The 14,534-nt window shown below is 66.5% G+C and carries 13 protein-coding genes and 1 pseudogene; 10 read left to right on the forward strand and 4 right to left on the reverse strand.

Features of this window, described 5'->3' with window-relative positions; translation table 11 throughout:
• The 5 genes from N825_RS28990 to scpB all read left to right on the forward strand — a co-directional run.
• A partial coding sequence (locus tag N825_RS28990; protein ID WP_037459594.1) for an SPOR domain-containing protein occupies window positions 1–359 on the forward strand: 359 nt, incomplete at its 5' end.
• Window positions 346–1,446, forward strand: coding sequence for a beta-N-acetylhexosaminidase (gene nagZ, locus N825_RS28995; protein ID WP_063833948.1), 1,101 nt, complete (start codon window positions 346–348; stop codon window positions 1,444–1,446). The genes N825_RS28990 and nagZ, both read left to right, overlap by 14 nt.
• On the forward strand, window positions 1,446–2,132 hold the full coding sequence (locus tag N825_RS29000; protein ID WP_037459596.1) for a site-2 protease family protein: 687 nt from the start codon (window positions 1,446–1,448) through the stop codon (window positions 2,130–2,132). The genes nagZ and N825_RS29000 overlap by 1 nt, the downstream gene beginning before the upstream one ends.
• A 6-nt stretch (window positions 2,133–2,138) precedes the next feature.
• Entirely contained in the window at window positions 2,139–2,897 is a 759-nt protein-coding gene (locus N825_RS29005) for a segregation and condensation protein A (RefSeq protein WP_037459599.1), read from the forward strand.
• Window positions 2,894–3,481, forward strand: coding sequence for an SMC-Scp complex subunit ScpB (gene scpB / locus N825_RS29010; protein ID WP_037459600.1), 588 nt, complete (start codon window positions 2,894–2,896; stop codon window positions 3,479–3,481). Before N825_RS29005 ends, scpB begins: the two co-directional genes overlap by 4 nt.
• A 9-nt stretch (window positions 3,482–3,490) precedes the next feature.
• Here the strand turns inward: scpB and N825_RS37100 are convergent, their stop codons facing one another.
• From N825_RS37100 to ptsP, 4 genes are read right to left on the reverse strand one after another with little or no spacing between them, the layout of a single operon-like run.
• Window positions 3,491–4,213 carry a YoaK family protein gene (locus tag N825_RS37100; RefSeq protein ID WP_051513452.1) on the reverse strand — a complete coding sequence of 241 codons (723 nt, stop codon included), beginning with the start codon at window positions 4,211–4,213 and terminating at the stop codon, window positions 3,491–3,493.
• Between the two features lie 16 nt (window positions 4,214–4,229).
• Window positions 4,230–6,107 carry a PTS fructose-like transporter subunit IIB gene (locus N825_RS29020; RefSeq protein ID WP_037459603.1) on the reverse strand — a complete coding sequence of 626 codons (1,878 nt, stop codon included), beginning with the start codon at window positions 6,105–6,107 and terminating at the stop codon, window positions 4,230–4,232.
• Between the two features lie 44 nt (window positions 6,108–6,151).
• Window positions 6,152–7,150 carry a 1-phosphofructokinase gene (gene pfkB / locus N825_RS29025; RefSeq protein WP_198038952.1) on the reverse strand — a complete coding sequence of 333 codons (999 nt, stop codon included), beginning with the start codon at window positions 7,148–7,150 and terminating at the stop codon, window positions 6,152–6,154.
• A 2-nt stretch (window positions 7,151–7,152) separates the two neighbouring features.
• On the reverse strand, window positions 7,153–9,678 hold the full coding sequence (gene ptsP / locus N825_RS29030; protein WP_037459605.1) for a phosphoenolpyruvate--protein phosphotransferase: 2,526 nt from the start codon (window positions 9,676–9,678) through the stop codon (window positions 7,153–7,155).
• Between the two features lie 115 nt (window positions 9,679–9,793).
• On the opposite strand from ptsP, the gene N825_RS29035 reads away from it, so the two are divergent.
• From N825_RS29035 to tatA, 5 genes and pseudogenes are all read left to right on the forward strand, one after another.
• A complete protein-coding gene (locus N825_RS29035) occupies window positions 9,794–10,528 on the forward strand; it encodes a DUF1194 domain-containing protein (protein WP_037459692.1) in 735 nt (244 codons plus the stop codon).
• A gap of 48 nt (window positions 10,529–10,576) precedes the next feature.
• The gene (locus N825_RS29040) at window positions 10,577–11,860 is read left to right on the forward strand and encodes a hypothetical protein (protein ID WP_157619611.1); all 1,284 of its coding nucleotides are present in this window, start codon (window positions 10,577–10,579) and stop codon (window positions 11,858–11,860) included.
• 83 nt (window positions 11,861–11,943) lie between these two features.
• Window positions 11,944–12,723: a cyclase family protein gene (locus tag N825_RS29045; protein WP_051513455.1), complete on the forward strand. Its 780-nt coding sequence runs from the start codon at window positions 11,944–11,946 to the stop codon at window positions 12,721–12,723.
• 156 nt (window positions 12,724–12,879) lie between these two features.
• Window positions 12,880–14,139, forward strand: a complete 1,260-nt coding sequence (locus N825_RS29050) for an ABC transporter ATP-binding protein (protein WP_157619612.1) — start codon at window positions 12,880–12,882, stop codon at window positions 14,137–14,139.
• 124 nt (window positions 14,140–14,263) lie between these two features.
• Window positions 14,264–14,399 (forward strand): annotated as a pseudogene (gene tatA / locus N825_RS39265) (twin-arginine translocase TatA/TatE family subunit); the annotation flags it as partial.
• Between the last annotated feature and the right edge of the window lie 135 nt (window positions 14,400–14,534).

Raw genomic sequence — 14,534 nt, forward strand, 5'->3', positions numbered from 1 at the left:
CCGCGCCGCGCGCCGCTCCGCCGCCGCCACCGGCTTCCGCGCCCCGTCCGGCTCCAGCTCCGGCGCAAACGGCCGCCTTGCCGCCGCCGACGGCACCTTCCGCGTCGTCCGGTGGCGGGTTTCGCCTGCAGATCGCCTCGGTCAAATCGGAGGAGGGGGCCCGCGCCGAGTTCCAGCGTCTCCAGCGCCGCTATCCGGAGATCCTGAGTGGCTTGAGCGTCAACTATGTCCGCGCCGACCTCGGCGACAAGGGTATCTACTATCGTGTGCAGGCTGGGCCGGTCGACGAGGCGCGCGCCTCGTCGATCTGCTCCTCCCTGAAGGCTCAGAGCGTCGGGTGCATCATTGTCCGCCAGTAAGTCTCCATGCTCCGTCAAGCGTCCCGCCGCGATCGTCTATGGCTGCGCCGGCCTGAGCCTGACGGAGGATGAGCGGGAGTTCTTCCGTTCCGCCGATCCCTTGGGCTTCATCCTGTTCCGCCGCAACTGCGACAACCGCGACCAGATGCGCGCGCTAGTGGCCGATCTGCGCGCGACGGTCGGCAGGGCCGACGCGCCGGTGCTGATCGACCAGGAGGGCGGCCGAGTGGCGCGGATGCGTCCACCATCATGGCCCGGCCACCCGGCGGCACGCCGGATCGGCGACCTCGCCGTCGGCGATCCCGAGGCGGGAGCCGAGGCCGCTTGGCTGAACGCCCGACTGCTCGCCGACATGCTCCACGATGTCGGCATCACGGTCGACTGCGCGCCGGTCTGCGACGTGCCAGTCGACGGGTCGCACGACGTGATCGGCGACCGGGCCTTCTCGGACGATCCGGAACTGGTGGCGAGCCTTGCCCGGATCTCCTGCACCGGCTTGCTCGATGGCGGCGTGCTGCCGGTGATCAAGCATCTGCCGGGCCATGGCCGCGCCCTGTGCGATAGCCACCTGGAGCAGCCGCTGGTGGAGGCGAGCCGCGCGGAACTGGCGCGCAGCGATTTCCTGCCATTCGAGGTGGTGTCGGATATGCCGCTGGGCATGGTCGCCCATGTCGTCTATAGCGAACTGGACCCGGTCCACCCCGCCAGCACGTCGCGCATCGTGATCAACTCGGTCATCCGGGACCAGATCGGCTTCGACGGACTGCTGTTCTGTGACGACTTGTCCATGGAGGCGCTGGCCGGCGGTGTCGCCGAGCGTGCCCTGGCGGTGCTGGAAGCGGGCTGCGATGTCGTGCTCCACTGCAATGGCAAGCTGGAGGAGATGCGGCACCTGCTGGGTGTCGTGCCGCCGATGACGGATGCCGCCATGGCGCGCTGGGAGCGGGCCCTGACCTTCCTGCAGCCGCCGGGACGCGGCGATGTCGACGCGATGCGCGAGCGGCTGATGGGCTTGTTGGAAGGCGAGTCGCTCGATGGCGAATTGCTCGATGGCAATCGGGCCGATGGCGCGGATCTGGTGGCTTGATGGGCGACATCGGGCAGTTCCTGTTCGACGCCTCGGTCTGGGTGATTCCCGTGATCATGGCGATCACCTTCCACGAGGCGGCCCACGGCTATGTCGCGTGGAAGCTGGGTGACGACACGGCGAAGAGCCTGGGGCGGGTGACATTCAATCCGATCCGCCACATCGACCCACTGGGCACGGTGGTGCTGCCGGCGGTGATGTGGTTCACCACCTCGTTCCTGTTCGGCTGGGCCAAACCGGTGCCGGTCAACTTCCGCCGGTTGCGCAACCCGCGCTATGGCATGGTGCTGGTGGCGCTGGCGGGACCGGCGATCAACATCGTCCTCGCCTTCTTCGCCGCCTGGGCTTTGCGGTGGGTCGATTTCCTGCCGGCGGAAGCGCTGCTGTGGGTCCAGCAGAGTCTGGTGATCGCGGTCCAGATCAACGTCATCCTGGCCGTCTTCAACATGATCCCGCTGCCGCCGCTGGATGGCGGGCGTGTCGCGGTCGGGCTGCTGCCGCGGTCGCTGGCAATGCCCCTGGCCGGGCTGGAGAGGTACGGCATGTTCATCCTGATCGGCGTGCTGTTCATCCTGCCTCTGGTCGGCAACCAATTCGGCGTCAATCTCAGCGTGCTGCCGTGGCTGCTGGGGCCGCCGGTCGAATACGTCATCGAGGTCCTCGGCTTCGTGAGCGGTCACGGCTGAGCGGCCATGGACGACGCGATCGCCGAGGCGCCGACGGAAGGCACGCTGGTACTCGATCTCGATGGCTTCGAGGGGCCGATCGATGTTCTGCTGACGCTGGCGCGCGACCAGAAGGTCGACCTGACACGCATCTCCATCCTGCAACTGACGGATCAATACCTCGCCTTCGTCGCCGAGGCGCGGCGCATCCGCTTGGAACTGGCGGCGGATTATCTGGTGATGGCGGCATGGCTGGCCTATCTCAAGTCGCGCCTGCTGCTGCCGGAGAAGGACGAGGAGGAGCCCAGCGGCGAGGACATGGCGCAGGCTCTCGCCTTCCAGCTTCTCCGGCTGGAGGCGATGCAGGCGGCTGGCGCCAAGCTGCTCGACCGGCCGCGCCTGGGGCGGGACGTCTTCGCGCGCGGCGCGCCCGAGGGCATCCAGATCGTCACCAAATCGATCTTCGACCTGTCGCTGTACGACTTGCTCAAGAGCTATACCGAGCACAAGCGGCGCGAGGAGTTCGACACTTGGCGCATCCAGCCGACCGAGTTGTACTCGATGGAGGACGCCCTGGAGCACCTGTCCGAGATGCTGGGTCGCCTGCCGGACTGGACCTCGCTCGCCAGCTTCGTCCCGGGAGCGGGCGGCGATAGCTTGATGAGCCGCTCGGCGCTGGCCGCCCACTTCGTCGCCAGCCTGGAACTGACCAAGGCGGGAAGGCTGGAGTTGAAGCAGGACGGCGTCTTCTCGCCGATCTACCTGCGCCGGGTCCGGTCATCATGACACCAAGGCTACGCCTGCTGGAAGCCATGCTGTTCGCGTCGCCGGAGCCGTTGGACGCGCGCACCTTGGAAAATCGGCTGGGCTCGGACACCGAGGTCGGCGGCCTGCTGGCCGACCTCGCGGCGCATTACGCCGACCGCGGCATCAATCTGGTCCACGTCGGGGGCCGCTGGTCGTTCCGGACGGCGCCCGATCTGGCGGACAAGCTGCGCGTCGACGCCGAGGTCCAGAAGAAGCTATCCCGCGCCACAACGGAGACGCTGGCGATCATCGCGTATCACCAACCGGTGACCCGAGGCGAGATCGAGAGCATCCGCGGCGTGGCGACCAGCAAGGGCACCCTGGACATCCTGATGGAAGCCGGCTGGGTACGCCCCGGAAAGCGCCGGGAGACGCCGGGCCGTCCGCTGACCTGGATCACCACGGATGGCTTCCTGGACCATTTTGGGCTCGAAAGCCTCCGTGACCTGCCCAACCTCGACGACCTCAAGGCTTCCGGCCTGCTGGATCCCCGTCCGGTCCTAACCTCGATCGCCGGCGGCGGTGACGCGACGCCCGCGCGCGAGGATGAGGCGGAGGGGTGACGCCCGGCCTCAAGCCCGCCCGTCCTCCCCGCGTTTCTCCGCATGCGACGAACCTGCGTCGAACAGCGCCAGTGCCGCCAGCAGCGTGACCGGGAAGATGACCGAGGTGAAGCCGGTCGCGCGGACCGCGACACCGCCGGCGAGGGCGCCGAGCAGGTAGGCGGTCCAGGTGGCGGCCAGGACGATGCGGTGCTGGGCCGCGCTGGCGTCGCGGCTCCGGCCGGCCAAACCAGTGGCCGCCTCCTCGGCGAGGCTGGTCAGGGTGCCGGTCACGAAGGTCGTCCGGACCACCTTGCCCGCGACGCGGGGCAGGACGACGGTGTGCATGCCCATGCTGACCGTCAGCAGGGCCAGCATCACGTGATAGCGCCAGCCACCGGTGGGATCCTCGGCGTACCACCAGCCGATCAGCCAGAACCCGCCGATCATGATGGTCTCCAAGCCGAAGATGATCCCGCGACCGAAACGTGTCCTCAGCAGTCCATCCAACAGGGTTGCGCCGATGAAGGCACCCAGGATGAACAGGGGGATGGTGGCGGCGTGCCGCGTCGCCTCGGTCCAATTCCCTTCGGCGAGGTCGATGCCGAGCAGGACGGTGTTGCCCGTCATGTTGGCGGTGAAGATGTGGTCGAGCAGGACATAGCCGACCGCATCGACGAACCCGGAGATCCAGGCCAGGATGACGGCCAGCCGGCCGAACTCCGGGTTGTCCGCGATGGGCGTCGGCGACACGGGCTGGCCGTTCCGGCTAGGCCGTCTCCGCTCCCGCTCCCAGGGTCGCCGCCGTTCCAGGTTTCTTCAGCAGGATGACCAGTACCGCGGTCACCACCGTGCCGATGACGATCGCCAGGGCGTAGAGCCCGACATGGGTGACGGCGTTGGGAATGCCCAGCACGAAAATGCCGCCGTGGGGTGCCCGCAATTCACAGCCGAACAGCATCGACAGCGCGCCGGTCAGGGCGGAGCCAACGATGCCGGGTGGGATCACTCGGAGGGGGTCCTTTGCGGCGAACGGGATGGCGCCTTCGGTGATGAAGGAGATGCCGAGCACGGAGGCGGCCTTGCCGGCGTCTCGTTCGTCCTGGGTGAAGCGGTTCTTCGCCAGCATGGTGGCGAGCGCCAAGCCAAGCGGCGGGGTCATGCCGGCGGCCATCACCGCCGCCATCGGCAGGTAGGTTTCCGACGCCAACAGCCCGACCGCGAAGGTGTAGGCGGACTTGTTGATCGGACCCCCCATGTCCACCGCCATCATGCCGCCCAGCAGCAACCCCAGGAACACGGCGTTGGCGGAGGTCATGCCGCTGAGCCAAGCCGTCAGGCCGGACAGGATCGCCGCGATCGGCGTTCCCACCACATAGATCATCAGCAACCCGACAGCGACGCTGGCGAGCAGCGGGATGATCAGTACCGGCTTCAACCCCTCCAGGTTCTGCGGCAGCTTGATCCAGGCCCTGAGGTAATAGGCGATGTAGCCGGCCATGAAACCGGAGGCGAGACCACCGAGGAACCCGGCACCGATTTGGTTGGCGAGCATGCCGCCGATCAAGCCCGGAGCCAAGCCTGGTCGGTCGGCGATGGAGAACGCGATGAAGCCGGACAGGACGGGAACCATCAAGGCGAAGGCCGCCTGTCCGCCGATCTGCATCAGGGCCGCGGCCAGCGAGCCCGGCTCCTTCGCGGCGTCGATGCCGAACATAAAGGACAGCGCTATGGCCAGACCACCCGCGACGACGACGGGGATCGTGTAGGACACGCCGGTCATCAGATGCTTGTACGGACCCGTCCGCTGGGAGGACCGCTCGGCCTTCAGCCGCTCGACCTCGCCGGCCAGGTTCTTGCCGACGCCTGGGGTGGCGGCTTCCCCGCCTCCTCCCGGCTGGGCCGCTTCCGCGAAGGCGGTCGTGATAACCTGCTTGCCGCCCTTCAGCGCCTTGCCGGTCGAGGTCGAGTAGACCCGCTTATGGGTGAAACGGTCCAGGGCCACATTGGTGTCGGCGGCGATGATCACGACGTCGGCGGCCTCGATCTCCTCCGGCGTCAGGGTGTTGCCGGACCCGACCGAACCTTGGGTCTCGACCCGGATCTGGTGACCCATGGCCTTGGCCGCCTTGTTCAACGCCTCCGCCGCCATGAAGGTATGGGCGATGCCGGTCGGGCATGACGTGATCGCCACGATGCGCTTTGGGATCTCCGCCACGGGTGCGGCGGCGGGCGGTGGAGCCGTGGTGGGGCTGGCGGCGGGTTTGATGGCCTGACGCTTGGGCGCGGCGACCGGCATGGGTGCCGCCACTGCCGGCGCCAACTCCGCCACGGGTTCCAACTCGCGGTCGCCCAGCGCGTCGCGCAACACGCGGGCGGTGTGCCGGATCGCCTCGCTGGGAGTGGTGCGATGGATCGACTTGCCGTGGAAGCGGCCTTGGTCGTCGGGCTGGTCGGTCGCCAGGATCACGACCTCGGCGGCGCGGATATCACCCTCCGACAGCCGATCCATCGGACCCTCGGGGCCCAGCCGCTCGACCCGGATGTCATAACCCAGCATGTCCGCGGTGATCTCCAGCGCCTCGGCCGCCATGGCGGTGTGGGCGGCGGAGGAGCGGGACCCCGTTACGGCAACCACTTTTCTCATGGCGCTTTTCTCATGCTTCTTGTCTCCAGCCGGCGGGTTTTCTCTCACGGGGCGAGGATTTGCACATCGATCTCTTCCGCCGTCTTCTCGATGGTCTCGGGTGATGGCAGCCGCGGCCCGACCGTCGTCAGGGTGCCCGCCGAAAACGCCGTCGCCAGCCGGGCGCAGCCTTCCAGGTCGAGCCCGCGCAGCTTGGCGAGGACCAACCCCGCCACCATGGCGTCACCGGCGCCGACCGTGCTTTGGACGATCACGGCGGGCGGCCGTGCGCGGATGCGGGTGGTGCCCTCGGCGAAGATGGCGCCTTCCGCTCCCATCGACACCACGACACAGTCGATCCCCCGGTCGATCAGGTCCTGGATCGCTGCAAGGATCGACGCCTCGTCCGACAGCTTCCTGCCGGTCAGCTCCTCCAGTTCCTCCAGGTTCGGCTTGATCGCGTAGGGCAGGGAGGCCACGCCGCTGGCGAAGGCGGGTCCGCTGGCGTCGAGGATCACCTTCTTGCCGTTGCCGCGCAGGTCCAGGACCATGTCGGCGTAGACGGAGTCCGGCGTGCCGGCGGGGACGCTTCCCGAGAGCACGAACCAATCGTGATCCAGCCCCATGGCCCCGATGGCCTCGCGCAGCCGGTCGAGGTTCTCGGGCGCGAATCCCAGGCCCGGCAGGTTGATGTCGGTGATCCGCTTGTTGGGCGTGTCCAGGATCTTGACGTTGGCCCGCGTCCGGCCGGGGACCATCACGAAGCGATCCGTGATTCCCTTGGCGTGGAAGAAGCTCCGGAAGATGTCGGCGTTGTCCAAGCCCATGAAGCCCGTGACGCTGACTGTCGTGGAAAAGTCTGCTAGGAACGCCGCGACGTTGATGCCCTTGCCGCCGGGATCGGCCTGTTCCCATTCCACCCGGTTCACTTGACCGGCGGCGAAGTCGGGGATGGACAAGGTCTGGTCGATCGCCGGGTTCAGGGTGATCGTCGCGACACGAACTGTCGTGTCCGCTTCCGCCGAACGCTCCTGCTTGGTGTCGATATCGGTCATGGTGTCCATGGTCAGGCGGCCTCGCTGGTCAAGGCCCGGACTTCGGCGGCACCGTCGCAGGCCAAGGCGCGGCGCGCCAGATCCTTGGCGTCCTCATAGGCCATGCTCCGGATCTGCGCCTTGAGCGCCGGGATGTTGGGAACGCCGACGCTCAACTCGTCCACGTCGAGCCCGATCAGGATCGGGGCGGCGACCGGATCGGCGGCGAGGTTGCCACAGACGCCCACCCACTTGCCCTCGCCATGGGCGGCGCGGACGGTCTGGTCGACCATGCGGAGGACGGCGGGATGGAGTCCATCGGCCTCGCGAGCGAGAGCCGGATGTCCCCGGTCCATCGCCAGCGTGTACTGCGTCAGGTCGTTGGTGCCGATCGAGAAGAAGTCGACCTCGCGCGCCAGCAAGTCCGCCATCACGGCGGAGGACGGCACTTCAACCATGATGCCGACATCGATTTCCGGGCCATCCACCTCGCGCCGGATCTCCTCGACCAGGGCGCGACCCCGACGGAACTCCGCCACCGACGTGATCATCGGGAACATGATCTTGATCTCGCCATGGGACGCGGCCCGCAGGATCGCGCGAAGCTGGGAGCGGAACAGGTCCGGCATCGTGAATGACAGGCGGATGCCGCGCTGGCCCAGGAACGGGTTATCCTCGTGCGCCATCGCGATGTAGGGCAGCGGCTTGTCACCCCCGGCGTCGAGCGTGCGGACGATCAGCGGCAGGCCACCCAAGGCTTCCGCCATGGCGCGATAGGCCTCGTACTGCTCCTCCTCGCTCGGCGGATCGGTGCGGTCCTGGAACAGGAACTCTGTTCGCAGCAATCCGACCGCCTCGCCTCCGGCCTGGACCGCGCGTCCCGCCTCCGGCACCGCGCCGATATTGGCGGCGACTTCGACGCGGTGGCCGTCGATGGTGATCGCCGGGCGGTATGCCGCCTGGAGAACCTCCGCCCGGCGTTGTCCCGCCCCGTGCTGGGCGCTCCGGGCGGTCTCCAAGCGGGCGGCGTCTGGATCGGGCAGTACGGTCCCGCGCGACCCGTCCAAGACGGCGGTGACGCCGGTCGCCAGATCCAAGACCTCGTGTCCGGCGCCGACGACCGCCGGGATGTCCAGCGACCGGGCGAGGATGGCGGTGTGCGAGTTGGGACCGCCGAGTGCGGTGAGGATGCCCTTGACCAGATCGGGATCGAGCGAGGCGGTGTCCGACGGCGTCAGATCCTCCGCGACCAGGATGATCTCGTGGTCGGGAAGGTTGGACTCCTGTTCGTTGCGGCGGATCAGCAGTCGCAGCACGCGGGCGCCGACATCCCGGAGATCGTTGGCGCGGCCGGCGAGCAGCGGATCGCTGAGTCCCGCCAAGTCTTCCGCCCGTTCCTCGATCGTCTCGCGCCACGCGTAGGCCGCGGTTTCACCCAAGCCGATGCGGTGGCGGACGGCGTCGATCAGATCGGGGTCGTCCAGGAACTCGCGGTGGGCCGCGAAGATCCGGGCTTCCATCTCGCCGGCGCGGCGCTCGACCGTACGATGAAGCTCGTCCAACTCCGCGCCCGCGCGGTCGATCGCATGGTCGAAATCGGCGCGTTCGGCGTCGGAGTTGATGGCGTGCCGTTCGATGTCCTCCTCCACCTGCTTTCGCAATTGGTGGAGCGGGGCTATGGCGATACCGGGAGCGGCGGCGACGCCTCGGATCAGACCGGGCTCATCATCCGGCGTGGCGTGAGGGATTGCTTGTCCGGCGGGTTGAACGTCCGGTGCCGCCTTGGGCGCCGCGTGGGCCGCCTCGTCCTCTTCCCCCAAACCGGACTCCACCGCGTCGATCAAGGTATGGAGCGCTTTCTCGGCATCTGGTCCGTCGGCGGAAATGCTGATGACCCCGCCGCTCTCGACACCCAGCCGAAGCATCGACACCATGCTCTTGCCGTTGGCGGTCTTGCCCTGATGGCTGACCCTGATATCGGAATTGAACTGTTTCGCCAGGGTCACGAAAATGGAGGCGGGACGGGCGTGCAGCCCGGTGCCCCCCGTGACCTCGACTTCGGCCCGCATGCCGCCACCCAGGAAAGGCACCACCGTCGCCGGCGGCGTGGGAGCCGAAGCCTCGCGGGAGCGGGCGGGGTCGAGGGCGGCGACGATCTCATCGATATCGCCGGTGCGGGCCAGCCGCATCACCGTCGCCTCGTCATCCAGCACGTCGGTCAGTTTCTGGAGAACGCCGATATGCTCATCCGACCGGGCGGCGATGCCGACGACGAGGTGGACGATCTCTCCGGGATTCCACTCGACGCCGTAGGGCAACTGAAGGACCGACAGGCCGGTGTGGAGGATCAGTTCACGATCCTGGGGCAGGCCATGCGGGATGGCGATGCCATTGCCGAGGTATGTGGCGGTGACCGTCTCCCGCCTCATCATACTCTCGACGTAACCGGGCTGGATGTAGCCGCCTTCGACCAAGATGCCGCCCGCTTGGCGGATGGCATCGGCCTTGTCCCTGGCGTTCGCCGCGATCCGCACATTTTCCGGTCCCAAGCTGACCATTCGGCTATCCTTTTCGGGCATCTGACTCAATCTATCTAACCCAGTGCCGGAGAAAGCGTTGCATTCGGCGGGTGTGGCCCGCAATGGGCCGGAACTGGCTTTGGAGGGATCCCGCATGGTGGCGCGAAAGTGGTTCGCCGTGGTGCCGCTGACCGCTTCCATGCTGGTGGCACCGATCCCGGCCGCTCTGGCGCAAGTGCCGGTCGATCTGGAGTTGGTGCTGGCGGTCGACGTCTCCGGCTCCATCAACGACGAGGACGCCGCACTTCAGCGCGGCGGTTACGCCCGCGCCGTCACCGACAAGCGGGTGATCGAGGCGATCCAAGCCGGGACGCTTGGCCGCATCGCGGTGACGTATGTGGAGTGGGCCGACGACCAGCTTCAGCGAACCGTGGTCGATTGGCGCGTGGTCGATGGACCGGCGACGGCGAAGGCCTTCAGCAAGGCCTTGGCTGGCGGGCCAACGGTGACGGAGGCGCGGACCTCAATCAGCGCCCTGATCGATCATTGTCTGGGCTTGTTCGCGGACAATGGGTTTGACGGCACCCGGCAGGTGATCGATATCTCGGGCGATGGTGAGAACAACGTCGGCCGGCCGGTGACCCTGGCGCGTGACGACGCCATCCGGGCTGGTGTCACCATCAACGGCTTGCCGATCCTCCGTGCCGGCCTGCTGCCTTGGGCGGAGGATCGCGACCGCCGGCGCCACCTGGATGTCTATTACCAGGACAACGTGATCGGCGGGCCCGGCGCTTTCGTGGTCGTTGTCAAGGACGCCCACGGCTTCGCCGACGCGATCATCGCCAAGCTCCTCAAGGAGATCGCGGCGCTGCCGGAACTTATGCCGTAGTCCCGGATTCCATAGCCCAGGAATGGATCGGGGCTTGGAATTGGGTGGATGGCTGGAGTTTTGACGGGGCGGCCCATTTGGGCGGCGGTGGTGTTCGCGCTATTTCTTGTTCCGGTCTGGGGATTCACCGCGACATCGTCGGTGACTTGGATGCGGATGCTGGATCTGGAAACCATCCGGACGACGGCGGACGTCTGGAATTATCTGATCAACCTGCGGACCGGAATTCCGCCCGTGTTGTCGACATTGGAACTGCTGTGGTGGGTGGCGTTCCGCGATTTGACCCTGTTCTCCGATGTCTTGTATCCGATTTCCATCGCGGCCGCCTTCACCCTGGCCGTTCTGATCCAGCGAGGCATGGCAAGCCGCGTCGCCGTGCTGGTCGCCGGATTGTTCCTGGCGCGGGTGGGGGTGGAGGTTCATGCCGGCAACCCAGCCAACTATGATCCGATCTTCGCGCTGCTGACGCTTGGATACCTCCTGCTGGTTCGGAGATGGTTGGACCGGCGTCGCGCGTTGGCGCTGGCGGGTGCTGGACTGTGCCTAGCCCTGCTCGAACTGACCCGCCCGTTCATGATCTTCCTGCTGCCCGTTTTCGTCGCGGTGGAGGTCCATCGGATCGCCGTGACCAGCCTCTCCCGCCGGGGCGCCGCCCTGGCCGCGTTCCTGCTCCCGGTGGTGGTGCTGTCGGGCGGCTGGCACCTGCATGTCTGGCTGGCCCACGACCACCAGATCACCTGGACCAATGTTTCCGGTTTCAACCTTCAGCGGGCCTGGGAGGATTTCGATCCCGAGATCGCCGCCGTCCGCCACCTCGACCAGTTGCCACGCGTCCGGGAGGGTGAGAACGAGCAGTGGGCCGATTTGAACACCGCCGAGATCCACCGCGAGAGCGAGGACCTGAAGGCTCTGATCCTCGCCAAGATCCTGGACGATCCGGCTCGTGCCGCCCGTCACGTGTTGAACCGCCTCGCGACGTTCGCGAGCGCTCCAACCCGCATGTATGGCAGCGATCCGCAAGGGGCCAGAATCACATTTTACCGAGGGGCGGTGACCGGATTGGTGATCACCCTCGTGGGATATGTCGTCGTGGCGGGAGCCTTGCTGGTCAGGCGCCGACATTGGCCATGGATGGACTGGCGATGGTGGCTGGCATGCTCGACGCTGCTGGTGACCTTGCTGGTGTCGCTTGGCGAGCAGGGGGAGGAGGGCAGGTTCCTGTTCTCGATCCTGCCCATGATGCTGGCGGTTGGTGGGTTCGTGGTGGGCGCATCGTCTTCCACGGGTTCATGGAGGATACTGATGGGCCGGCTGGGGATTTGCCATTCCTGATCCTCCCATCCTGTGCTTACGATGTTGGACCGCTGGGTGATTTGACGGGGGGTATCGTGGTCAGGAAAGTTGTTTTCACTGGAATGCTCGTATCCGCGCTGGCGGCGGCGAGTGCCGCGGTGGCGGCGGATCTCGGTCTTTGGGAAATGCGCGCCCAAATGGACAAGAAGGAGTGGGTCGACCTCACCCACGCATTCGATGGCGACATCCCGCACTGGAAGGGGTTCGAGGCCGCGACCACCAAGGTCGTGTACGATTACAAGCCGCATGGGTTCCACGTCGAACAGTTCACCCATGTCGGCCAGTGGGGCACCCATGTCGACCCGCCGTCGCATTTCCATGAGGGCAAGCGCGCGTTGGACGAAATTCCGCTGAAGGAGCAGCTGCTGCCTCTGGTGGTGCTCGATGTCCATGAGAAGGCGGCGTCCAATCCCGACTACACGCTGACGCTGGATGACGTGAAGGCTTGGGAGCGAAAGCACGGCGCCGTGCCGGAAGGCGCCTTCGTCGCGATGCGGACGGATTGGTCGAAGAAGTGGCCGGACCAAGCCGCCATGCAGAATCTGGACGCCAATGGTGTCGCGCACTATCCCGGCTGGAGCCAGGAGACTCTCAAGTATCTCTATGAGACTCGGAAGATCACCGCGTCGGGTCACGAGACGACCGACACCGACCCTGGTGTGGCGACCAGCAAGGACGACTACTCCCTGGAAAGCTATATCCTGGGCATCAATCATTACCAGATCGAGTTGCTGGACAATCTGGACAAGGTGCCGGAAGCCGGAGCCCTCGTGGTGGTGACATGGCCCAAACCGAAGGCGGGATCGGGTTTCCCGGCACGGGTTTTCGCCATCAATCCGTGATTTCGGGTGCCGCCTTACCCCTCGGCCGTAGCCCAGCGCCCTTCCGTGCGACAAAGGGCCCTGGAGCACGCCTGGTATTAAGAACCAATTGCAATCCTTGTCCGTCGTGCCTTAATAGCCATTCGCGTCTGATCACAAGAGCGGCGACTGGGACCGATGGACCATTCCTACTTCGATGACCGCACCGTCACCGCACGACCCTCGAGCCTGAGCGCCGCGCTGCGTGAACGCGCCGCGACTTGGCTGGGTAAACCGGCGGTCAAGCCAGTTCCCGTTCGGGGTTCGGGCAGTGGTTCCGTGACGACCCTCGACGCCGCCGGTCCCAAACTCCGCCGGGCCGCCGCGTCGAACGAGGCTCTCGGCCTGGATCATGTCCGGCACCGCTATGGCCGCATGACGGCGGTGGACGATGTCAGCATAGGCATCGCGCCCGGCGAGATCATGTGCCTGGTAGGCCCCAGCGGCTGTGGCAAGTCCACGCTGTTGCGGGTCGCCGCGGGTTTGGAGACGCTCCAGCGCGGTACCGTCCGGATCAACGGCAAGGTGGTTGCCGACGACACGGGCTGCGTTCCGCCCGAGAAGCGTGGCGTCGGGCTGGTGTTCCAGGATTACGCGTTGTTCCCGCATCTGTCGGTGATCGACAACGTCCGCTTCGGTCTGTCGGGACTGGCGGCGGAGAGCCAGCGCCGACGCGCGCTGGAGACGCTGGAACAGGTCGGCATGGCGGGTCACGCCGACCACTTCCCGCACGCGTTGTCAGGCGGTCAACAACAGCGGGTGGCACTGGCCCGGGCGCTGGCGCCGAACCCGGCGGTGTTGTTGCTGGACGAGCCGTTCTCCGGCTTGGACGCGCGGCTCCGCGAGCAGGTCCGCGATGAGACGCTTCATGTGCTGAAGAAGACCGGCGCCGCGACGATGCTGGTGACCCACGATCCCGAGGAGGCGATGTTCCTGGCCGACCGGATAGCCTTGATGCGCGATGGCAAGGTCATCCAGTTGGGAACCCCGGTGGATCTCTACACCCGGCCGAACAGCGACTACGCGGCCCGGTTCTTTGGCGAGGTCAATCGGATCGATGGACGCGTGCGCGGTGGTGCCGTGGATACTCCAGTCGGGCGGGTGCCTTGCGATCTACCCGAGGGTGCCGAGGCGCGGGTGCTTATTCGGCCCGAGGCGCTTCGGCTGTCCAGCCCCGATTCCAGCGCCGATGCCCGCGTGCCGAACCTGGGGCGCGTGATGGCGGCGCGCCTGCTGGGCCGCACCAGCTTGATCCACTTGGATGTTCCGGATGGCCGCGGCGGCTGCCACCTGCATTCCCGGATGCCCGGCCAGTTCCTTCCGGCCGAGGACACGCATGTCGCGATCTCGCTGGACGTTGGACAGGCCTTCGTCTTTCCCGCCAAAGATCCGACATAAACCGTTTGGAAACTCTTCATGTGCCGGGCCCCGTTTTGAGGTCCCGGAGCGTTGCGGTCGGTTTGGCTTTCTGCCAATATCCCGCCGCGACGCGCGCCCCTGAGCGGACTTTGGAGATTCTTCAATGAGTATCGGTATTTGGCAGGTCGTCCTGATCCTGTTGATCGTCCTGATCATATTCGGCGCGGGCAAGCTGCCGAAGGTGATGGGAGACGTCGCCAAGGGAATCAAGAACTTCAAGACGGGCTTGAAGGACGACGATGACGATGCCGCGGCCGATCATGGCAAGGTGGTCCATACGCCCGTCGCTTCGGCTCCGACGACTCCCGCCACGATGACACCGACCACCACGGTGGTTCCGGAAACCGGGCATCCCACCGTTCACGCCGCTCCCC

The organism is Skermanella stibiiresistens SB22 (genome assembly GCF_000576635.1).
In the GTDB taxonomy this organism is placed as follows: Bacteria; Pseudomonadota; Alphaproteobacteria; order Azospirillales; family Azospirillaceae; genus Skermanella; species Skermanella stibiiresistens.

Excerpts from the sequence above, each read along its gene's own strand:
- N825_RS29000 (WP_037459596.1), top strand. The coding sequence starts at position 1,446 with ATGGGCGACATCGGGCAGTTCCTGTTCGACGCCTCGGTCTGGGTGATT.
- N825_RS29005 (WP_037459599.1), top strand. The coding sequence starts at position 2,139 with ATGGACGACGCGATCGCCGAGGCGCCGACGGAAGGCACGCTGGTACTC.
- scpB (WP_037459600.1), top strand. The coding sequence starts at position 2,894 with ATGACACCAAGGCTACGCCTGCTGGAAGCCATGCTGTTCGCGTCGCCG.
- N825_RS29020 (WP_037459603.1), bottom strand. The coding sequence starts at position 6,107 with ATGAGAAAAGTGGTTGCCGTAACGGGGTCCCGCTCCTCCGCCGCCCAC.
- pfkB (WP_198038952.1), bottom strand. The coding sequence starts at position 7,150 with ATGGACACCATGACCGATATCGACACCAAGCAGGAGCGTTCGGCGGAA.
- ptsP (WP_037459605.1), bottom strand. The coding sequence starts at position 9,678 with ATGGTCAGCTTGGGACCGGAAAATGTGCGGATCGCGGCGAACGCCAGG.
- N825_RS29035 (WP_037459692.1), top strand. The coding sequence starts at position 9,794 with ATGGTGGCGCGAAAGTGGTTCGCCGTGGTGCCGCTGACCGCTTCCATG.
- N825_RS29040 (WP_157619611.1), top strand. The coding sequence starts at position 10,577 with ATGGCTGGAGTTTTGACGGGGCGGCCCATTTGGGCGGCGGTGGTGTTC.
- N825_RS29045 (WP_051513455.1), top strand. The coding sequence starts at position 11,944 with ATGCTCGTATCCGCGCTGGCGGCGGCGAGTGCCGCGGTGGCGGCGGAT.
- N825_RS29050 (WP_157619612.1), top strand. The coding sequence starts at position 12,880 with ATGGACCATTCCTACTTCGATGACCGCACCGTCACCGCACGACCCTCG.